General features: G+C 64.3%; 20 protein-coding genes, 1 tRNA gene and 1 pseudogene. 15 read left to right on the top strand and 7 right to left on the bottom strand.

The window, feature by feature from the left end; genetic code table 11:
- Positions 1–47 precede the first annotated feature (47 nt).
- The 7 genes from fbaA to ACFV9H_RS09185 all read right to left on the bottom strand — a co-directional run bounded on the left by fbaA (position 48) and on the right by ACFV9H_RS09185 (position 6,615).
- Positions 48–1,070: a class II fructose-bisphosphate aldolase gene (fbaA, locus tag ACFV9H_RS09215; protein WP_385395496.1), complete on the bottom strand. Its 1,023-nt coding sequence runs from the start codon at positions 1,068–1,070 to the stop codon at positions 48–50.
- Positions 1,071–1,346: 276 nt separating this feature from the next.
- On the bottom strand, positions 1,347–1,886 hold the full coding sequence (gene pyrE / locus ACFV9H_RS09210; protein ID WP_385395493.1) for an orotate phosphoribosyltransferase: 540 nt from the start codon (positions 1,884–1,886) through the stop codon (positions 1,347–1,349).
- 27 nt (positions 1,887–1,913) lie between these two features.
- A complete protein-coding gene (locus tag ACFV9H_RS09205; RefSeq protein ID WP_385395490.1) occupies positions 1,914–2,702 on the bottom strand; it encodes an aldose 1-epimerase in 789 nt (262 codons plus the stop codon).
- Between the two features lie 30 nt (positions 2,703–2,732).
- Positions 2,733–3,614 carry an SRPBCC domain-containing protein gene (locus ACFV9H_RS09200; protein ID WP_385395487.1) on the bottom strand — a complete coding sequence of 294 codons (882 nt, stop codon included), beginning with the start codon at positions 3,612–3,614 and terminating at the stop codon, positions 2,733–2,735.
- An 81-nt stretch (positions 3,615–3,695) separates the two neighbouring features.
- Complete coding sequence (locus ACFV9H_RS09195) at positions 3,696–5,339, bottom strand: polyamine aminopropyltransferase (RefSeq protein ID WP_385395484.1); 1,644 nt, start codon at positions 5,337–5,339, stop codon at positions 3,696–3,698.
- Positions 5,340–5,556: 217 nt separating this feature from the next.
- Positions 5,557–6,105, bottom strand: coding sequence for a DUF2617 family protein (locus ACFV9H_RS09190; protein WP_385395482.1), 549 nt, complete (start codon positions 6,103–6,105; stop codon positions 5,557–5,559).
- A gap of 300 nt (positions 6,106–6,405) precedes the next feature.
- Positions 6,406–6,615: a hypothetical protein gene (locus tag ACFV9H_RS09185; protein WP_385395479.1), complete on the bottom strand. Its 210-nt coding sequence runs from the start codon at positions 6,613–6,615 to the stop codon at positions 6,406–6,408.
- A gap of 133 nt (positions 6,616–6,748) precedes the next feature.
- Here ACFV9H_RS09185 and ACFV9H_RS09180 point away from each other — a divergent pair.
- The 15 genes and pseudogenes from ACFV9H_RS09180 to ACFV9H_RS09110 form a co-directional block, all read left to right on the top strand.
- Positions 6,749–7,513, top strand: a pseudogene (locus tag ACFV9H_RS09180) (aminotransferase class I/II-fold pyridoxal phosphate-dependent enzyme); the annotation flags it as partial.
- A 42-nt stretch (positions 7,514–7,555) separates the two neighbouring features.
- Positions 7,556–9,355, top strand: coding sequence for a recombinase family protein (locus ACFV9H_RS09175; protein ID WP_385395476.1), 1,800 nt, complete (start codon positions 7,556–7,558; stop codon positions 9,353–9,355).
- A gap of 406 nt (positions 9,356–9,761) precedes the next feature.
- A tRNA-Asp gene (locus tag ACFV9H_RS09170) sits at positions 9,762–9,834 on the top strand.
- Positions 9,835–9,974: 140 nt separating this feature from the next.
- Entirely contained in the window at positions 9,975–10,322 is a 348-nt protein-coding gene (locus ACFV9H_RS09165; protein ID WP_385395636.1) for an HNH endonuclease, read from the top strand.
- A gap of 270 nt (positions 10,323–10,592) precedes the next feature.
- The gene (locus tag ACFV9H_RS09160) at positions 10,593–10,961 is read left to right on the top strand and encodes a phage terminase small subunit P27 family (RefSeq protein ID WP_385395634.1); all 369 of its coding nucleotides are present in this window, start codon (positions 10,593–10,595) and stop codon (positions 10,959–10,961) included.
- 279 nt (positions 10,962–11,240) lie between these two features.
- Complete coding sequence (locus ACFV9H_RS09155; protein ID WP_385395473.1) at positions 11,241–12,794, top strand: terminase large subunit domain-containing protein; 1,554 nt, start codon at positions 11,241–11,243, stop codon at positions 12,792–12,794.
- 50 nt (positions 12,795–12,844) lie between these two features.
- Positions 12,845–14,185 (top strand): phage portal protein, encoded by a 1,341-nt coding sequence (locus ACFV9H_RS09150; protein ID WP_385395469.1) that lies wholly within the window; start codon positions 12,845–12,847, stop codon positions 14,183–14,185.
- Positions 14,169–14,780: an HK97 family phage prohead protease gene (locus ACFV9H_RS09145; protein ID WP_385395467.1), complete on the top strand. Its 612-nt coding sequence runs from the start codon at positions 14,169–14,171 to the stop codon at positions 14,778–14,780. The genes ACFV9H_RS09150 and ACFV9H_RS09145 overlap by 17 nt, the downstream gene beginning before the upstream one ends.
- Complete coding sequence (locus ACFV9H_RS09140; protein WP_385395465.1) at positions 14,781–15,953, top strand: phage major capsid protein; 1,173 nt, start codon at positions 14,781–14,783, stop codon at positions 15,951–15,953.
- A gap of 66 nt (positions 15,954–16,019) precedes the next feature.
- Entirely contained in the window at positions 16,020–16,385 is a 366-nt protein-coding gene (locus tag ACFV9H_RS09135) for a hypothetical protein (RefSeq protein ID WP_385395463.1), read from the top strand.
- Between the two features lie 9 nt (positions 16,386–16,394).
- Entirely contained in the window at positions 16,395–16,826 is a 432-nt protein-coding gene (locus tag ACFV9H_RS09130) for a hypothetical protein (RefSeq protein WP_385395460.1), read from the top strand.
- Positions 16,827–16,840: 14 nt separating this feature from the next.
- Positions 16,841–17,815: a phage tail tube protein gene (locus tag ACFV9H_RS09125; RefSeq protein ID WP_385395457.1), complete on the top strand. Its 975-nt coding sequence runs from the start codon at positions 16,841–16,843 to the stop codon at positions 17,813–17,815.
- A gap of 12 nt (positions 17,816–17,827) precedes the next feature.
- Positions 17,828–18,265, top strand: coding sequence for a hypothetical protein (locus ACFV9H_RS09120; protein WP_385395454.1), 438 nt, complete (start codon positions 17,828–17,830; stop codon positions 18,263–18,265).
- Positions 18,262–18,519 carry a hypothetical protein gene (locus ACFV9H_RS09115; protein WP_385395451.1) on the top strand — a complete coding sequence of 86 codons (258 nt, stop codon included), beginning with the start codon at positions 18,262–18,264 and terminating at the stop codon, positions 18,517–18,519. Before ACFV9H_RS09120 ends, ACFV9H_RS09115 begins: the two co-directional genes overlap by 4 nt.
- Before the next feature lie 216 nt (positions 18,520–18,735).
- On the top strand, positions 18,736–20,925 hold the full coding sequence (locus ACFV9H_RS09110; protein ID WP_385395448.1) for a phage tail tape measure protein: 2,190 nt from the start codon (positions 18,736–18,738) through the stop codon (positions 20,923–20,925).
- The last annotated feature ends 22 nt before the right edge of the window (positions 20,926–20,947 follow it).

The following is a 20,947-nucleotide window of genomic DNA, read 5'->3' as shown; positions in this document are numbered from 1 at the left end:
CGTCGTGAGACGGGGACCGGGCCCTTCCGCGCGCTCGCGCTACGCGACTACTTCAGCTTGGTACCGGTGGAGCGCAGGTTCGCGCACGCCTCGGCGACACGCGCGGCCATGCCCGCCTCGGCGGCCTTGCCCCAGGTGCGGGGGTCGTACTTGGACTTCGTGCCGACCTCGCCGTCGACCTTCAGGACACCGGCGTAGTTGGTGAACATGTGGTCCACGACAGGACGGGTGAAGGCGTACTGGGTGTCGGTGTCCAGGTTCATCTTCACGACGCCGTTCTCCAGCGCGGTGGCGATCTCCTCGGCCGTGGAGCCCGAGCCGCCGTGGAAGACGAAGTCGAACGGAGAGGCCTTGCCGTACTTCTCGGCGACGCCGGCCTGGAGGTCCTTGAGGAGCTCGGGGCGCAGGACGACGTTGCCCGGCTTGTAGACGCCGTGCACGTTGCCGAAGGAGGCGGCCAGCAGGTAGCGGCCCTTCTCGCCCAGGCCCAGGGCCTCGGCGGTACGGATCGCGTCCTCGACGGTGGTGTACAGCTCGTCGTTGATCTCGTGGCTGACGCCGTCCTCCTCGCCACCGGTCGGGGTGATCTCGACCTCGAGGATGATCTTCGCGGCGGCGGCCTTGGCGAGCAGCTCCTGGCCGATGGCCAGGTTGTCGGCCAGGGTCTCGGCGGAGCCGTCCCACATGTGCGACTGGAAGAGCGGGTTCAGACCCTTGGCGACGCGCTCGGCGGAGATGTCGAGCAGCGGGCGGACGTAGCCGTCCAGCTTGTCCTTGGGGCAGTGGTCCGTGTGCAGCGCGACCGTGATGTCGTACTTGGCGGCCACGATGTGGGCGAACTCGGCCAGGGCGACGGCGCCGGTGACCATGTCCTTGTTGTGCTGGCCACCCAGGAACTCCGCACCACCGGTGGAGATCTGGATGATGCCGTCGCTCTCGGCCTCCGCGAAACCGCGCAGCGCAGCGTGCAGGGTCTGGGAGGAGGTCACGTTGATGGCCGGGTAGGCGAACTTGCCTGCCTTCGCCCGGTCGAGCATCTCGTTGTAGACCTCGGGGGTTGCGATGGGCATCTGCCGGCTCCTTGGATGTGCGGGGAGTGTGCTTATTGCGGGCCCTGACCTGGGGGCGACGTCATCGTCGCGCCTATCTTTCCAGACTCGGCCGAGCCGTCCAGCCCGCCTGTCTCAAGGAGCGGTCCAAGCGGACCGAAGGATTCCGCACGCGACATCCGGGCCGCCCGGAAAAGACCAGGTCAGGACCCGGCCCGGGACTTCTCGGGACCTTGGTCACCAGAAGTCCCGGCGGCCCGGCGGCCCCGGCGGCCCGGCTCCGGCCGCTGACAGGGCCTAGGAGAGGCCGAGGTCCTCGAGGCGGTAGCCGGTGAGGTACTGCAGGCCCGCTTCGGCGATGGCGTCGGCCGCGCCGCGGTCGACGATCGTGGCGACCGCGACGACCTCGCCGCCGGCCTCGCGGACCGCCTCGACGGCGGTCAGCGGGGAGCCGCCCGTGGTGGAGGTGTCCTCGACGACCAGGCAGCGCTTGCCCTTGACGTCGGTGCCCTCGATGCGGCGCTGCATGCCGTGGGCCTTCTGCGCCTTGCGGACGACGAAGGCGTCGAGCCGCTGACCGCGCGCGGCGGAGGCGTGCAGCATCGACGTCGCGACCGGGTCGGCGCCCAGGGTCAGACCGCCGACGCAGTCGAAGTCGAGCTCGGCGGTCAGGTCGAGCATGACCTGACCGACCATGGGGGCCGCCTCGCCGTCGAGGGTGACCCGGCGGAGGTCGATGTAGTAGTCGGCCTCGCGGCCGGAGGAGAGGATCACCTTGCCGTGCACGACGGCCTTGTCCTTGATCTGCTGCAGAAGCGCATCGCGTACGTCAGTCATGGCTCCGAGCTTAATTGCGAGCGCGGGCTACGAGAGCCGCCGCCAGGTCCACGTCGTGGAGATCTCCAGCGGGTCCACCGGCGTGACCAGGCGCGGCAGGGTGTTCAGCCCGTTCGGCGGACCGGACTGCGGCTCCACGCAGACGGCCTCGGGATCCTCGTCGTAGACGACCACCCATTCGGCCCGGCTGGTGAGCCTCAGCTCCAGCGCCCCGGGCCAGGTGAGGGTGACGTCGACCCCGTGGGGCATGCCGAAGCAGTCGTCCCAGGGGCCCGGCTGGGGCTCGATGCGGTGGCCGTTGGGGAGGTGGTCGGCGCCCCGCTCCTCCTGCCAGGCGGCGTCGAAGTCGATCTCCACGTCCCCGCCGCCGGGTGTGAGCTCGCGCCGGAACCAGGGGTGCCAGCCGGCCTGGGCCGGGAAGGAGTTCCCGTAGGTCTCCACGCCCATGGTGAGGGTCAGCGAGTCCTCGGCGAGCTCGAAGATCTGGGTCACCTTGCCCGGGTAGGGCCAGGGGTCGGCGAGGTCGTAGGTGAACGCCGCCTCGGTGGCGGTGGCCCGGGCCGGGCGCCAGGGCGCGTCACGGCCGAAGCCGTGGAGGGCGTGCGGGGGGTGGTTGACCGGCATCTGGTGGAGGGTCGCGCCGTCGCGGAACCGGCCGTTCTCGATCCGGCCGCACCACGGGACCATCGGGAAGGCCCCGAACCTCGGCCCCTGGCGCAGCAGCTCGGTCCCGTCGATGCGCAGGCTGCTGATCCGGCAGCCGTTCTCCTGGTCGACGGTCACCTCGGCGGCGCCGGCCTTCAGTTGCGTAGTCATGCGACCGAGATTAGTTGCTGGGCGAGTTGGCTAGCGGCGGCGGCGCAGCGCCCTTCCGAGGACGATGGCCGAGGCCAGGGCGAGGGCGGCGGCCGGGGCGATCCAGCGGAGGCTGTCCCCGGCGGTGGTGGTGGCCGGTGCGGGGACGGGGGCGTACCGGCCGCGCGGGGGCGCGTGGTCCACCTCTTCGGCGCTGCGGCCGATCATGGTGCGGCGCGCGTGGGCGGCCTCGGCCGGGGGGCGCGGGGCGCCGTCGATCTCGTCGAACTCCCCGGTGAACTCCCCGGTGAGGAAGGGGTCGAGGGAGGGCGGCGGCACCTCGGCCTCGAAGAGCGAGGGGGTCACCTCGGTGACGTCGTCCTCGGTGCGGGCCGCCGCTTCGGCCTCCTCCGCCTCGGCCACGGGGTCGGCGAGGATCGCGTCGTCCACGTCCACGTCCACGTCCGCGCCGGCGCCGCCGAGCGCCGGCCCCGACTCGGGGTCCGCGGTCGCCACGGCCAGTTGGGCCGCGGCTCGGTCCAGGAGGCGGCCGACGGCGGTGGTGGCGGACTGCGTGGTGAAGGCGGCGGCGCGGCCGTCGGCCGTGGCATCGGCGGTGAAGTCCAGCCGGGTTCCGTCCTCTTCCGGGGTAAGCCGGACGTCGAGGGAGAACTTGACCGTCCCGCTGCCCCGGACCTCGATGCCCTCGCCGTCGACGGCGAAGTGGTCGGGGTCCCGCTCGGTGAGGGCCAGTGCCCCCCGGTAGGTCACGGTGTGCCCGTCGACCCGGATCTTGAGGCGGCCGGCGAGCGGCCCGGACTCGGTGTCGGCGTCCTGCTGGAGCCCCGGCACGCACCGGGCCACCCGGGCCGGGTCGCGCAGCACGGCGCGGAGATCGTTTGCAGGTACCGGAACGAACACCTGATGCTCCATGCGGTCGAGCCTACCGAGTAGGTCCTGTCAGGTCGATCAGCCCGGCCTGATCAACCTGGCCGGACCCGCGCCCGCTCCCGGTCACGAATACCGCGGATGCGGCAGGGTCGACGGCGGGAGCCCCCGCATCCTGGCCCGTTCCGCGTCGCGCGAGGAGTCCCGCAGGGACCCGGTCGACAGCGACCGCAGCCCCGGCGTGTCACGGTCCACGCGCAGGGCGGGCACCTGCTCGCGGGCGGCGAGGACGAATCCCCAGTCCTGCGGCGGTGTGCCGGTCACGCCGTGCGGGGTGCGGTCGGGGCCCGCGGCGAAGCCCGAGAGGCGGCCGCCGGCGCTGTAGGGGGCGGTCCGCAACCCGGCCGCGCGCAGCGTGGACTCGACGGTCCAGTACGCGTGCGGGCGCGTGGCCATCGGTCCGGCGTGTACGGCGATCCGCCCGCCGGGGCGCAGGGCGCGCGCGGCCAGCCCGTAGAACTCCTGCGAGTACAGCTTCGTGCTGGGGGTGATGCCCGGGTCGGGGAGGTCGGAGACGATGACGTCGAAGCGGTCGGTGGCGGCCGGCCCGCGCAGCCAGCGGAAGGCGTCCTGGGTGACGACGCCGAGGCGCGGGTCCCGGTAGACCCCCGCGTTGAGCGCGGACAGCATGGGGTCGGTGCGGGCGAGGTGGACCACGCCCGGGTCGAGTTCGACGACGGTGACGGAGTCGACGTCCGGGTAGCGCAGCACCTCGCGGGCGGCGAGCCCGTCGCCGCCGCCGAGGACCAGGACGCGGCCGTGGGGGCCGGTCATCGCGGGGTGCACGAGGGCCTCGTGGTAGCGGTATTCGTCGTAGCCGCTGACCCGCAGCCGCCCGTCGAGGTAGAGGTCGAGGGAGCGCGGTGAGCCGTTCGGGGGGCCGGTGAGCACGAGCTCCTGCACCCCGGTCTGCACGGCGACCCGTACCTCCACCCCGTACACGGCGCGCCGGGCGAGCCGCTCGAAGTCGTCGGCGAGGACGGTCGCGGAGGCGAGCACCGCGAGGACGGCCACGTTCGCGGCGATCAGCAGCCAGCGGCAGCGCCGGCTCAGGTCGCGGCGGAACAGCCACAGCACCAGGGCGCCGCCGACGGCCGCGTTGACGGTGCCTGTGAGCATGGCGCCGGTGAGCTGCCCGAGCAGCGGGAGCAGCAGGAAGGGGAAGGCGAGGCCGCCGACGAGGGCGCCGACGTAGTCGGCGGCGAACAGGTCGGCCACGGCCCCGCCCGCGTCCTGTCTGCGGATGCGCTGGATGAGGACCATCAGCAGCGGGATCTCCGCGCCGATGAGCACCCCGATGGCGAAGGAGAAGGCGACGAGCGCCGGCCGGGACTCCCCCAGCCACGCGAAACTGGCGTACAGGGCCATCGCCGAGAGCCCGCCGAGGAGCGCGAGCGCCGCTTCGATGGCGCCGAAGCCGAAGGCGGGCCTGCGCCGGAGCCGTTTGGCGAGCAGGGAGCCGACGCCCATGGCGAAGACCATGACGGACAGCACGACCGACGCCTGGGTGACGGAGTCGCCGATGAGGTAGGAGCCGAGGGCGAGCAGCTCCAGTTCGTATACGAGGCCGCAGGCGGCACAGACGAACACGGTGGCCAGGACGAGGAGTCGGCCGGTCCGGGGCCGTACGGGCAGGGCGGCCGGGACGGCCGTCGCGCCCCTCGGCTCCGGAGCCGGGAGTACCCGGCGCGGGACGGAACGGTCGATCATGAAGCGAACCGTACGTCACCGCCCACTCGCACCCGGTCACCCACATGGGTGCAAGTGGCGTACTGATCCAGCCAGTTGGCGTAACCGCACCGCAACCCCCGCGCCCTAACAGTCGAGCCCGCGCCACGACGCTCCCCGCGCTCCGACACGCCGGCGCCACGACACCGCGGCGCCACGGCACCACGGCGGCACGGCACCACGGCGGCACGGCGAGCGCTTACAGCAGCGCGGGCGATTCCACCGACACGACCGCCGTCGCGCCCATCCGCACCCCGACCCGCGTCCGGGTGGCCACCAGTTGACCCTCCTGCGGGTACGCGTGCCAGGTCCGCCACCGCACCTGGCCCTCGTGGCGTTGCGCGAGCATGGCGGTGAAGGCGTGCGGGCTGCCCGGGAAGGTCCCCGCGAGCCCGTTCGGGTGGTCCGCCACCAGGGCGAGCAGTTCCTGCGCCCGCCCCGCGAAGGACCCGCGGGAGAGGGTCTCGACCCGCGCGGCGAACTCGTACTCCCAGTCGCCCACCCGCTTGGCCACCCCGAGCGGCAGCGGCGTGCTGCTGCCGGGCATGCAGGCGACCGTCTCCGAGCAGAGCACGTCACCCTCCTCCAGGAGCACCTGATGGGAGGCCCCGAGGAGGCGCAACTCCACCCTGGCGTTCGCCAGTTCGAGGTTCAGTACGGCCAGGGCGGGCAGCCGCTCCCGACCCAGGGCCCAGGCGAGATCGGCGGCACGCGTGTCGGTGTAGGAGGTCTGGAGGGTCGTGAGCATGAGTCGGCTCCGCAAACGCGCGAGGGAGATGGGCCGGGGCCCGCCAGCGGTAGTCAACGGGTGGGGGGACACCGGCACGGGTCCACAGGAAGTCCAAGAAGGTCCGAGGACTGGTCTACTCAACCGAGGGAATCATGAAAGGCACGGCACTCACAGCGTTTTTACCCAACTTGACGGGGTTTACATCCCCCCGGGGGCTCCACAGTTCACGTGTTCAACGATGCATCGGAAAACGGGAGTGCGCCCGGCGGGAATCGACCCGCCGGACGCCCTCTTCCACGCGGTGCCCGCTGCCCCGTGTCAGCTGGAACCGCCACCGCACCCCCCGCCACCGCCGCACGAGGAAGAGCCCCCGCAGGAGGAGCCGGAGTCGCCGCCTCCCGCCCACCAGCTGCTGCTGCCGCTGCTGCTCCCGTCACCGGACGAGTAGCCGCTGATGAACTGGCGGATCCCCAGGACCACGATGGCCACGAAGACGAGGAAGATGAACCCCATCACGACGAAGAACACGATGCCCGCCTCCTCTCTCTGACGCCCCGGTCTTCCCGGGGGAGCGGGATCCCCGCGTCCCGCGTGCAGTGGGGATGCCCGCAGGCCACCCGGCCCAAAGCACACTTGAGCAAGTCCAGAGGTTGCCCGCAGGATGACGCCCATGAGCGCATCCGTGAGCAGCGACCGCAGCGACCGCCCCTTCCTCAACCGCCGCCTGGCGGCCTTCGGTACGACGATCTTCGCGGAGATGTCGGCCCTGGCCGCCCGCACCGGTTCGATCAACCTGGGCCAGGGCTTCCCCGACACCGACGGCCCGGCGGCGATCGCCGAGGCGGCCTCCCGGGCGGTCCTCACGGGACTCGGCAACCAGTACCCGCCCGGCCCCGGCATCCCGGAGCTGCGCACCGCGATCGCCGCCCACCAGCAGCGCTTCTACGGCCTGTCCTATGACCCCGACACCGAGGTGCTGGTCACGGCGGGCGCCACGGAGGCCATCGCCGCCGCCCTCCTCGCCCTTCTGGAGCCGGGTGACGAGGTCATCGCCCTGGAGCCGTACTACGACTCGTACGCGGCCTGCATCGCGATGGCCGGCGCGGTACGCGTCCCCGTCACCCTGCGCCCGCACGCCGGGGCCTTCGCCCTCGACCTCGACGAGCTGCGCGCCGCCGTCACCCCGCGCACCCGCCTGCTGCTGCTGAACACCCCGCACAACCCGACGGGCACCGTCCTGACCGGCGAGGAGCTGGCCGCGATCGCCGCCCTCGCCGTGGAGCGCGACCTCCTCGTGGTCACGGACGAGGTGTACGAGCACCTGGTCTTCGACGGCGCCCACACCCCGCTGGCCGGCCTGCCGGGCATGCGCGAGCGCACGGTCACCATCTCGTCGGCCGGGAAGACCTTCCCTTTAACCAGTTGGGTGTACTAGTCTCCCAACATGAAACCAGGGGCGGTAACCGGTATGACCACTCACGCGGCGGGCTACGACCGTCAGTCGGCTGAACGCGCTTCGGGAAGCGTAGCCTCACCGGCCACACAGCGTGCAGCGAACAAGGGTGAAGCCGACCGGCGCATTCGTGCCGGCGAAGACGTCGTGTGGATCAACCACTACTCGGAAGCCCCCGGTACCTCAGCCTTCTCGGGAGTCGACCGGCCCGTATGGCGCAAGCTTGTTGAGGACTGCCAGCATGGCAAAATCAACATGATCATCGTGAACTACATTTCGCGCCTCACGCGACAAGACCCCCTTGAGGCAATCCCCGAATTGTCCAACCTGCTGGCTTTGGGAGTAACCATTGTCAGCGTGAACGAAGGCACGTTCACAAAGGGCAACGTCATGGACCTCATTCACTTGATCATGAGGCTTGAGGCTGCACACAACGAGTCGCGCAACAAGTCGATTGCCGTTCGGGACGCTGCCGCACTGGCACGCTCATTGGGTGGACACACCGGACGCGTACCCTACGGGTTTGACACCGAATTCCGCATGGTGCCCAATCCTGCCGACCGGGGCAAGCTCGTCCAAATTCGGGTGCTCGTTCACCGCACCAAAAAGCTCGAATCGGCACCCATGGCCGAACCGGAAGTCGTGCAATGGCTTTGGCGCGAAATCAAAGCCCACATGGACGTTCCCTTTCTCGGAGGCGGAGCCGGATCATTCCACCCTGGTTCAATCAGCGGCCTAGTGGTACGCCTCTACAACGAAGGCATTCCCACAAGGGGCGCCGAAATCGGCAAAAAGAGCGCAGACAGCGACTGGGACGCTTCTGTCGTAAAGCGCATCCTCCGCGACCCGCGAATCGCCGGCTACCGGGCCGTTACCACGTACAAGACAAAGCCGGACGGCAAGCGCGGAGGATTCGACGGATACCGCATCGAGCGGGACCCCGTAACCATGAAACCGCTCCTTCTCGAATGCGGGGCACTCATCCCGCCGGCCGAATGGCATGAGCTGCAAACGTGGCTGGACGGACGGGGGCGCGGAAAGGGCCTCTCACGGGGTCAATCGCTCCTGACCGCAATGGACGTCCTCTACTGCGCCGGCGACCCCGAGAAGCCCGGTTCTGGGGCTGTGATGACCGCACACACCCGAACCGGCAAAGACGCAAAGCTGTCCACGTACCAATGCAAGTGCAAGAAGGGTGTACACACCAGCGGCGGCAGCTGCGCAATCTCGTACCACCTGATCGATAACTACGTTGCCGGCCGCATCTTCGCACTCGTCCAGACAGCGGAAGACGACGAAGACACACTGCGCATCCTGCACGAAGCCACAATGCGCTTCGGGAAGCTCACAGAAGCCCCCGAGACGGCCGGCGAACGGTCCGCACTGGTAGTGGAGCGTGCCGACGCTGCAAGGGCCCTAGAAGAGCTGTACGAGGACCGCGCGGCAGGTGCCTACGCGGGACCCATCGGCCGGAAAGCCTTCCTCAAGGAACAGGGCATTCTCACGTTCCGCATGCAAGGAGCCGAAGAGCGCCTGAGGGACCTTGAGGCAGCGCAAAACCCCGTACTGCCCCTAGGTACGTGGCTCGCATCCCCTGACGGCGATCCGTTGGGTCCTGACTCCTGGTGGGCTAAGGCAGACCTTGCCGACAAGCGGACATTCGTCAAGCTCTTCATTGACCGCATTGAGGTACGCAAGCTGACACCAGGAGAGAACCGGCCCGGTCGCGTGCCCAACACAGCGGGACGAGTCAAGATCACGTGGGCAGAACCGGAAGAGATTGAGGACGAAGAGGAGACCACAGCGGCAGCGTGAGCCGGCACAGCGAAGGGGTCGACCCACACGGGTTGGCCCTTTTTCTGTGACCCAGATCACTTAGTTAGGCTAACTAGTTACCTAGTCGTTACCTAGGGCCGTGGGAATCCCCTCCGCCAACCCTGAGGGTGTGCAGAAATGCAGCTTTGTAAGGTACTTCTGTATTGCTATAGGAATCTCTAAAGGAAAACAGGATCAGCGTACAAAGCTGCATTTCTGCATCCGACCCGCTGACAGCCGCTCAGCCGGCATGAGAAGCCCCTCCGCTCTAGGGAATCCCCTCCGCTCTAGTAATGGTGAGGCGAAGAGGTACCGCGCACCCACTCGCAACGATTGGCGGTCAGAACCGCTTCTGCCTCGCACCCTAGAAGAGCCCCGGCTGAGTCGGGTTGAGCACTAGGGCTTTGCCTCCATAGCTCAGCGGTTAGAGCGTCCGCCTGTCGAGCGGAAAGCCACGGGTTCGAATCCCGTTGGGGGCGCGACTAGTCATCGCCCCGAACACGGACGGAGAGAGGGTTCGAATCCCTCAGCGTCGCCACATACAACCGACTCACCGTGAGTCGGTTAAGGGTAGGGGGGTCTCCCGGGTAGGGGGGTCTCCTGAGGAAAGGGGGTGGGTATGCGCACCCGGTGTCTCGAATGCCGAGCATGGGCTACCCACTCCGGTAGGTGTGCCACCCATCACGCCGATTATGAGGCGCGACGTTCCATCCAGTCGCACAGCAAGAGGCGTGAGGCAATAGCACGTGGTAACAATGCGGCAGCGCGAATGCGTAAGGCTGTGCGTAAGGCTGTGGCTGGTACGTGTGCGAGCTGCCTGCATACGTTCCTTCCTAGCGCTGTAGATATTGACCACATCATTCCGTTGGCGCGTGGTGGTGAGGACGTGGACGGAAACGTTCAGGTTCTTTGTAAGCCTTGCCATAAGGCGAAGACGGCAATGGATTTCGGAAAGCGCCCTTTCTGATAGGGGAATGCGGGCCGAAAGTTCAGAGAATTTCCTCTCAGCGATCCCGGCCCCAGCTCGGAAAACGCGCGCTAGGTGTAAGGCTATTTTTAGCCTAGCGTCACCGGTGCTCACCTGGGGTAACGGTCCGAATGCCCCGCTTTGTCCCGCGCACGTAGGCACCCGCTAAGGGGGATGAACGCTCCGTTAGGGGGTGCCATGGCACACGCTAAGAACCCCGAGTTGCGTACCGGCAATGCCAACTGGGCCGCTGAGGCTGAGGCACCAATCGTGTACGAGGGACGTGCACCGCGCGCCCCCGCTTCTCTGGGCAGTACCGGTCGTGACATTTGGCGGGCAGTCTGGCAAGCCGGCAGTGGCGCCTACTCCCCCGACACCGACCGCAATCTGATTCTTCGGTACGCGGAGTTGTACGACCGTCGCGCAACGCTCCTTGCCGCTGTGGACGCTGAGGGTTTGATGACCATTGGCAGCACCGGTCAGCCTGTCGTACATCCTGCCATGCGCTACGTGGAGTCGACAGAGAAGGAACTTCGGGCGATCGAAACCGTCATCGGGTTTACGCCTGAGGCGCGCATGCGTTTGGGTCTCGTTGCTGCTGAGGCACGCAAGGTTGCTGCCGGCCCCGAAGACTTCTAGCCGACTCACCGTGAGTCGTCTGGGCATGAGAAAGCCCCCGCCATGATGACGGGGGCTGCACTCAGTTTGTGACGGTTAGGTCTGTCTCTTCCGCTGCCGCGCTCTGTTGGATCAGGTTGCGCATGTAGGCGCGCACATCCTCGCGCACTTCCTCTTTCTCGACACCGTATGCACATGCCCAAGCTTCTGGGTCTACGTCGACTGTGTACGTGAGTCGAATCTTCACGCTGCGTCCCTCCGTGGGGTCGATGTGGCAACAACGTACACCCGGGGGTGAGCATGGGCAAGCTTGATCCGCTCATCAGTCGCCACATTCCTACCGACGCCGCGTTCCCCTCCGAGGGTTACCGCGTGGCCAACTGGATTGAGAATTTTTGCTACCTGACCGGGTCGTTCGCCGGTCAACGGTTCAAGCTCCTCACATGGCAGCGTGAACTTTTGGTCGACGCGTACCGGCTGGAACAGGATGCGTTCGGGCAGTGGAAGCGCAAGCATCGTATGGCCGTTGTGTGCATTGCCCGCAAGAACGGGAAGAGCACAATTGCTGCCGCCATCATGCTCTATCACTTGATTGCCGACCGCGCGGATGCACAGCGGCAGGTTATCGCTGCGGCGAATGACCGTAATCAGGCACGAATGGTTTTCGACGCTGCCAAGCAGATGGTTAACGCTTCCCCGAAGCTCAGCGCAGTGTGCGAAGTGCAGCGCGACGTGATCCGCTACAAGGATTCGACCTACCGCGTTGTATCCGCCGATGCGGGCAGACAGCAGGGGCTCAACCCCTCCGCCGTTTCGCTCGATGAGTACGCGTTCAGTAAGAACGCTGATCTCTTCGACGCGCTGACCCTGGGTTCCGCCGCACGTAATCAGCCCATGACGTGGGTTGTGTCGACGGCCGGCCCTGATCCTGACGGCCCGTTCGCTGCGCTGTGCGAAACCGGCGAGCGTGTGAACTCTGGTGAGCTGAACGATCCCACCTTGTTCTACCGGTCTTGGGGTCCGCGCATTGGTGACACGGTTGACCACCTTGACCCCCAAGTTTGGAAGGACTGCAACCCTTCCTTCGAGATTCTGAACGAAGACGACTTCAAAGCCGCGAGTCAGCGAAGCACTGAGGCAAGCTTCCGGATCTACCGCTTGTCGCAGTTCGTGCGCGGAAGCTCTACGTGGCTGCCTCACGGCCTTTGGGACTCCCTTGCAAGGGAAGACACCCTTGAGCCGGGGCAAGGCGTTGTACTGGGCTTTGACGGCTCATGGAAGGGTGACAGCACCGCCCTTGTTGCTTGCCGGATCGAAGACCTACGGGTTTTCGTGATTGGCCATTGGGAAGCACCCGCAGATGACGTGCATTGGCGCGTACCCATGGCGGATGTTCGGGCAGCGCTGAACGAAGCACTGTCGACGTACCGGGTCATGAATCTTGTTGCCGACCCGTACCGGTGGGAAGAGACACTCGACAATCTTGAAGCGGAAGGCTTCCCGGTTGAGTCATTCCCGACCAACTCACTCAAGCGCATGATTCCCGCGACGCAATCCGTGTACGACGCATGCCGTGACGGCCGGCTGACCCATGACGGCAATCCAGCCCTTGCCCGCCACATCGGTAACGCGGTGTTGCGCGAAGACAAGAACGGTGCGCGCGTCACGAAGGAGTACGCCGCATCCCGCCGGAAAATCGACCTTGCCATTGCCATGATTCTGGCCGTTCACGGTGCCGTGATGTGGCGCGAAGACAACGGCGAATACGTCGGCACAGCGATTCTTGCCACGTGGGATGACGACAACGGTACGCACGTCATCGGCGGAGAAGCGGGGATGTTCGCGGACTTGTAATCCAGCCGGCTCACCGTGAGTCGCCTGACGCGATTCACGAAGGGGGCGCTGTGGGCTTTTGGTCTGATCTACTTCGGCGGGGCACGTCCCCTGTCGTTGAGGCACGCGCGTGGGAACCGTACGACCGGACAATCTACGGAACGTCTGCCGCATCGGGTGAGCGGGTTACGCCGAGTGAGGCGCTACAGGTAAGCGCGGTCTTCGGATGTGTTCGGCTTCTCTCCGAGACGATTGCCACGCTGCCGATTGCCGTCTACAGCAACAGGGGCGGTGCACGCCGGCAGGTTGACTCGCCGGATTGGCTTGCCTACCCGAACGCGGAACCGGGCGGTATGGGGCGCATTGACATCCTGTCCCAGACGGTTCTCAGCCTTCTCCTTGAGGGCAACGCGTACCTTGCCGTCCGCTGGTCTGGGCCGAACATCGTTGGCCTTGACGTGCTTGACCCGTCCAAGATCCTGCCGCACATGGTCATGGTTGATGGGCAGCGCCGGAAAGTCTTCGAAGCGTTCGACGTAGACGATGACGGCAATGACGTGCTGCTTGGCTGGTTCACGCCACGGGATGTGCTTCACATTCCCGGGATGATGCTGCCCGGAGACTTTGCCGGCTGCTCACCTATCAGCTACGCGCGTGAGTCCATTGGGCTTGCGCTTGCTGCTCAGAAGTACGGCAGCAAGTTCTTTGCCAACGGCGCCATGCCGGGAGCGATTGTTGAAGTTCCGGGCACGATGTCTGAGGACGGGCTCACTCGCGCACGTGACGCATGGCGGATTGCGAACGCTGGTGTGGACAACTCACATCGTGTGGCGCTTCTGACCGAAGGCGCAAAGTTCAGCAAGGTTGCCATGTCTCCGGACGAAGCGCAGTTCTTGCAGACTCGTCAGTTTCAGGTTCCGGAAATTGCGCGCATCTTTGGCGTGCCTCCGCACCTTATTTCGGACGCGACGAATTCGACGTCTTGGGGTTCCGGTCTCGCTGAACAGAACATCGCGTTCAGCATGTTCTCTCTTCGGCCATGGCTTGAGCGCATTGAGTCCGGATTCAATCGTCTGCTTTTCGCTGAGACTGCCGACCGCAAAAAGTTCGTGAAGTTCAACCTTGACGAAATCAAGCGCGGTGCTCCGAAGGAACGAATGGAGTTGTGGTCACTCGGCTTGCAGAACGGCATCTATTCCATTGACGAAGTGCGCGCTGCCGAAGACTTGCCGCCGCTGCCTGATGGTTTGGGCGAGAGCTACCGCGTTCCGCTCAACCTTGCCCCGGTTGACGAAGAGGCAGCGCCGGAACCTGAGCCCCTAGCCATTGAGCCACCGGCCGAAGAGGTGCCGGACGAAGAGCCGGACGAAGAGCCGGAGACTGAGGGGGGAACGGATGACGGAGACGCGTGAACTTCGCTTCGCTGCCAGTCCGCTTGAAGAGCGCTCATCCGATGATGGGCGCATTTCTATGCGCGGATACGCCTATCGCTTCAACGAGTTGAGCCACGACCTAGGCGGATTCCGGGAACGCGTTGTGGCCGGTGCCGGTGGCCCGTCGCTGCGTCAGAACGACGTTTACGCGACGTTCAATCACGATACGCGCTCACTTCTGGGGCGCACATCTTCGGGCACGCTGCGGGTTGGCGAAGACCGTGAGGGCGGTTGGTACGAAATCGATCTGCCCGATACGACGACCGGCCGTGACGTTGCTGCGCTTCTCAAGCGCGGTGACCTTGCTGGCTCCTCTTTCACGTTCCGGGTGCTTGATGGTGGGCAGCGTCGCGCTGATGACGACGACCCAGAGACCGGCCTTCCGGTGCGAGAGATCACGGCCATGGACGTGATCGAAGTAGGCCCGGTAGTGAACCCCGCCTACCCCACAACTCAGGCTTCGCTTCGGTCTCTGCCGGAATGCCTTACCGCTGAGCCGGCTGCCGATGTGGCGCCGGTATCCCACTTCAACGAGCGTGCGCTGTTTCGTGCGCTCAGCAAGGATGGTGTCTAAATGGACGCTAAGACCCTGAGCGCCAACTTTGAGGCGCGGGAGCGCGCGACTCACGAACTGCGCGCACTGACTGACGAGTTTGCCGGCAAGGAAATGGGCGCTGAGGCGCGCGAGAAGGAGACCAATCTTCTCACCGCGATTGCCGACTATGACGGTCGCATTCGGCGCGGTGTTGATGCCCTTGCCGCGAATGACAATGTCGCTTCGCTGATGAACTCCATTAAGGGTGGCAGCGGCGTGAAGGAGCGGGATGCCGGCCCGTCGCTTGATGATCAGCTCCGTTCCATGAACGTGAACGACTCTCTGTCTTTCGCGCCGGAGAAGCGAACCATTCAGAAGTCCAACAACCCGAACGTTCTGGATCGAACTCTGTTCGGGCAGCTCCTTGAGCAGGCGGTAGAGCGGTCTACCATCATGCGCAACGGCGCAACGATTATGACTACGTCCAGCGGTGAGCCGATCGACTTTACCGTTGTTACCGGTCGCGCGTCGGCTTCCATTGTTGGCGAGAGTGGCGCGATTCCCGAGTCTGAGCCGGCCACGACTCAGGTTTCCGTGGGCGCCTACAAGTACGCGTACGCGTCGACTCTCTCGTCTGAGTTCATTCAGGATAAGGCGCTTGATCTTGTGGCGTTCCTTGTTGGGGACGCGGGTCCGGCCATTGGTGACGGAATGGGCCGGCATTTCCTTACCGGTACCGGTACGGGTCAGCCTAAGGGCATCTTCACTTCTGCCGGAGCGGCTACGGCCACTTTTACCACTACTTCGGCGGATGGCATTGTCGCTGACAAGCTCATTGATTTCTATCATGAGCTTCCGGCTTCCTACCGTCGAGACGCTGCGTATGTTGTGGCTGACAGTGTGGCTGCCCGGATGCGCAAGCTTAAGGACTCCACCGGTCAGTATCTTTGGGCTTCCGGCCTCATTGGTGGAGCGCCTGACACCTTCAACGGCAAGCCGGTTCTTACTGACGATGGCGTGCCTACGAACAAGGTGCTGTTTGGTGACCTGTCGAAGTACCGCGTCCGTCTGGCGGGCCCGCTCCGTGTTGAGCGCAGCGTTGACTACAAGTTCATGAACGATCAGGTTGTCTATCGCTTCATTCAGCGCGCGGACGGTCTCCTTGTTGATGAGCGCGCGGCGAAGGTTCTGACTATCACTGTCGGCACCTGATCCGTCCGCTAGCTAGGGCTCAGTCGACTCACGGTGAGTCGGCTGGGCCCGCCCCTGGGAGGGTTTATGGCGTACGCAACGATTGAGGAGCTACGCGCGCTGGATGGCATGGACGATTCAGTGTTCCCCGATGTGCTGCTGTCTGAGGCAATCGACTTTGCGGTTGAGACTGTTGAGGTTTACTGCGGTCAGACTTGGGACACGGTAGAGAATCCCACTCCGGAAATCATTCGGTGGTGCGTGCGCACGCTTGCGCGTCAGTACGTTCTCGATTCGGTGTCTCGCATTCCTGATCGCGCGCTTCAACTGCAATCGGAGTTTGGCAGCATTCAGCTTGCTCAGGCTGGTGGGTCTTTCCGTCCGACGTCGCTTCCTGAGGTGAACGCAAAGCTGAATCTGTTTCGCGCACGACTTCCGTTCATTTTTATGTAGGGGGTCAGCGTGGCACTCATCTTTGAAACCAAGGTGGCGCTCTTTACGGCGCTCAAGGCTGCCGCGCCTGCCGGCGTGCAGTGCACGTTTGCTGAGACCGGTAAGGCAGACAGGCGTCAGCAGATTTGGCTAGGGGCGACGGTTGATGACGACCTTGCCCCTGTCGGTATGCGCGCCGGAGCGAAGCCAACCAACGTCACCGGGTACGTGGACGTCAACGCGGTTGTGATCTCCCCCGGCAATCCGGTGGACGCTGAACGGGCCGTGTACGCGCTGCGGGATGTTATCAGCGGGGCAGTGACCGGGCTTGACGTACGGGCCGTTACGGGCCTTCTGGACGTGCGCCCAGAGTCAGCCACGGTTGAGACATCAGAGACGACTGACGGCGCGTTCAGCGCCCTCACAATGCGCGTCCGCGTTCGTGGTCGCGTCTATCAGTAGAAGGGGGCGCAAGCATGGCGCTTGACGCAAGTATTGGTATCGGCCGCGAGACTACGTACGGCACTCTGTCTGCCGATGTTGAGGGGTACGAGGGTCAGGCGGACAGTTGGAAGACTGAGCGTGAGTTCATCGAATCGGTCGGCTTTCGCGCTGGAATGCAGACGGCACGCGCTGACCGCCGGCGCATCGTCAATATGGGTGGCGAAGGTGAACTGAGCGTTGATGTTCTGGACGCTGGGGCCGGCTCTCTGTTTGCGTCGGCATTCGACAAGGAGACGGTAACCACAGCGACCGGTTTCCGAACCCACGTGTTCGAAACGTCGGCAACGTCGGCAGCCCCGTCATTCTCCGCGCAGATGGTGCGCCCTACGGTTGACGGTACCCGCGTGGCGTACAAGCACGTTGGGTGTGTCGCTACCGAGTGGAGCCTGACCGCCGAAGTTGAGAACGCGGTGAACCTGTCTGTCACGTTTGACTTTCAGGACGTCAGCCACACCAGCGATCCGGGGCAGATTGTCGCGCCGGAATACCCGGTTGAGGCGTATGCCTACGACTGGACGCGTACGAGCATGACGCTCAAGCGTGGCGGGGTTACTGTCCCGCTGGATGTGACGAAGCTTGAGCTTACCGGCGATCTTGGCATGAAGGTTGACCGGCGTTTTCTGCGCGCGAATCAGCTTAAGAAGAAGCCGGTACGCAACGCGATTCCCACCTATGAGGGCACCCTTGAGGGTGAGTTCAGCGCTGATTCGCTGGGCCTGTACGACGCTTTTGTTGCCGGTCAGACGTGCTCGCTCACCGTCGATTTTGTCGGCGTGGTTCCTGGTACGTCCCTCAAGGTGGAATGCCCGGCAATCCAGTTCACCGGCGAGTCTCCTGAGGCTGCCACTGATGAACTGACGACGCATAACCTCCCGTTCCGTGTGCTTGATCCGGGGGACGGTACGCCGGCCATCAAGGTCACGTACAAGGAGGATGATCCGGCCTAAGGGGGCGGCGTAGTGGCTCAGAATTCCGCGTACACAATTCAGGTCGAAGGACTTCGGGAGTTTCAGCGGAACGTCCGGGCGCTACGTAGACGCGAACTGAACAACGCGGTACGCGCTGCGAATAAGGCATCAGCCGAAGTGCTCATGCCTCAGGCGATCAAGGAATCCCCGGACGGTAAGCGGGATGCGAAATCGTCCAAGGTTTACCGTCCGGGGAAGCTCGATAAGAGCATCAAGGTTCAGGCTTCCGCGAAGTCAGCAGTAATCAAGGCCGGTAGCGCGTCGCGTGTTCCCTACGCTGCCGCCATTCACTTCGGGTACCGCAAGCGGAACATTAACCCGAATCGTTTCCTTTTCCGCGCCATGGCTCGCAAGAGTGACGTTGTGGCAGCGACATACGAACGCCGTATTGCCGGTGTCGTCCGTGACCATTTGGAGAGTGCCCCGTGACCGCTGTACCGAGTGACGTTCTTTCCCTGTCTATTGACTCGCTGACCCTCAATGAGATTGAGGCTATTGAGGACATCATTGACGGGCCTCTTGACGGTCTGGCAAAGCCGGGGGCTAAGAAGGCAAAGCTCCTTAAGGCCATGGCGTACGTGATCAAGCGGCGGGATAACCCCGAGTTCACGATTGAGGATGCGGGCAATCTTCGCATTGAGCTTAAGGCAGCAACGGCAAACCCTCTCGCGACCAACGCGTAATTACGTGCGCGCGTCTCGTTGGCCACTTTCGGGGCATGACGTGGCGTGATGTGCGGTCCCTTGAATTGCGGGATTTCAACGCGTTGGTTGACCAAATGATTTCGGATCTTGAGGCACAAGAGGCTGAGCAGAAGCGCGCTGGTTCTGGGCGAAGGGTGGGCCGACCGGCCGGCAATGGGGAGCGTCGTACTCCCGTAATGACGTAGGGGGTACGCCGTGGCTGAGCCAATTAAGATCACGCTTCTCGGGGATGCGGATCAGCTCTCCCAGACGCTGGATGAGGCGGGGCAGGAGATCAGCCGGTTCGGGGAGATAGCCAAGGGGCTTGCTCTTGCAGCCGGCGGAGCGATAGCCGTTGGTATTGGGGCCGGCCTTGCGGAAGCTATCAACCAGGGTGCACAGACGGATGTGTTGGCCGCTCAGTTGGGCGCGTCGCCGGAAGAGGCAAAGAAACTGGGCAAGGCTGCCGGTCAGGTTTACTCGTCCGGTTACGGCGAGAGTATCGAAGAGGCCAACGCAGCACTTAAGAGCCTTTGGCAACAGGGTCTTGTTCCCGCCGGTGCTACTGCCGACGAAATGTCGAAGATCAGCAAGCAGGCACTTTCGGTGTCTACGGTTCTGGGCGAGGAAGTTGGGCCGACCGCGAATGCTGTTGGTCAGATGCTGAAAACCGGAATGGCGAAGAACGCGCAAGAGGCATTCGACATTCTCGTTGTAGGTGCACAGAACGGCGCCAACAAGTCAGAAGACTTGCTTGACACGTTCAACGAGTATTCGACGCAGTTCCGAAAGCTTGGCCTTGATGGGCAGACGGCAATGGGTCTGATTCAGCAGGGTCTACAGGGTGGCGCGCGTGACGCTGACATTGTCGCTGACACCTTCAAGGAATTCAGCATTCGCGCCATTGATGGCAGCAAGACAACCGTGGACGGCTTTAAGGCAATTGGTCTGAGCGCCGATGACATGGCGGACAAGATTGCCAAGGGCGGCCCATCAGCAGAACAGGCACTCGGTCTGACGCTGGACAAGCTGCGCGCCATCAAGGATCCGGCGGAGCGCTCTGCCGCTGCCGTCAACCTGTTTGGCACTCAGGCAGAAGACATGGGTGACGCGCTCTACGCGCTGGACGTCGACACTGCGGTTGAGGGGCTAGGCAAGGTGGACGGGGCCGCTAAAGCAGCCGGCGACACCATGCACGATAACGCTTCAACGAAGCTCAAGGAGTTCACGCGTGGCCTGACTCAGGGCGTCGTCGAATTTCTGGGCAGCAAGGTTGTTCCGGCACTCGACACGCTGAACGACAAGCTTTCGTGGATTGGTCGACGGTTTGATGAGGTCGCCGCGTTCGTGGTTCGCTTCCAAACCCCGCTTACCGTTCTTGGTTCCATCATTGGCGTGATTCTTCTGCCGGCAATGGTCGCGTGGGGTGTTACTGCCACAACGTCGGCAATCGCCAACGTCACGGCATGGATCACGTCCACCACTACAGCAACAACGAGTGCAGCAAGTCAGGTGCTCTCGCATTGGGCTGTTGTTGGCGGATGGCTCAAGGCTGCCGGGCAAGCTGTTGTTTCAGCGGCGACGATCGTTGGCGGTTGGATCATGATGGGTGCGCAAGCGATGTTGCAGGCTGCACGCATGGCCGCTGCATGGCTTATCGCAATGGGTCCGATTGCGTTGCTGATCGCTGCGATTGTCGGTCTCGCCTACATCATTTACGACAATTGGGAAAAGATCAAAGCGTGGACCCTTGCCGCATTCAATTGGGTGTGGGAAGCCGTCAAGGCCGTGTTTGGGTTCCTGGTTGATCTGTTCCTGAATTTCACGGGCCCCGGCTTGATTATCAAGCATTGGGACACCATCGTGAGCGCCACACGAACGGCATTCGATTGGGTGCGCAATCTCGCGAAGACCGCGCTTGATCAAGTGGTCGGTTTCATAACGGGACTTCCGGGGCGCCTTCTGTCGGCAGCTAGCTCCTTGCTGAATGTTGGCCGGAGCATCGGCGGGTACGTCATTGACGGAATCTCAAATGGCCTTTCCAAGCTGAGCGGCTTTGCCTCTTCGCTTGCTGACGCCGTATCGGGAGCGACGAAGAGCGCCATTAACAGTGTGGTCGATCTTCTCAACTGGGCAATTCCGAACTCGCTCGGAATGGGTCCCCTGTCGATTGACATTCCCGACAACCCGATTCCGCGCATCCGCGCAATGGGTGGCTCTGCCGCTGGTCTCACCCTCCTTGGTGAGCGCGGCCCCGAGTGGGTCAACCTGCCGAAGGGGTCAACGGTCATCCCGAATCACGCCACCGTAGCCGGCGGGGGGATCGTGGTTAACGTCCAGTCGAACGCTGATCCGTTCGCCATTGGGCGCGAAGTTGCTTGGGCGCTCCGTACGTCGCCCATGTAGTCAGCCGACTCACGGTGAGTCG

This window comes from Streptomyces sp. NPDC059874, from assembly GCF_042731135.1.
Lineage (GTDB): Bacteria > Actinomycetota > Actinomycetes > Streptomycetales > Streptomycetaceae > Streptomyces.
This window is presented reverse-complemented; position numbering and strand designations above follow the sequence as displayed.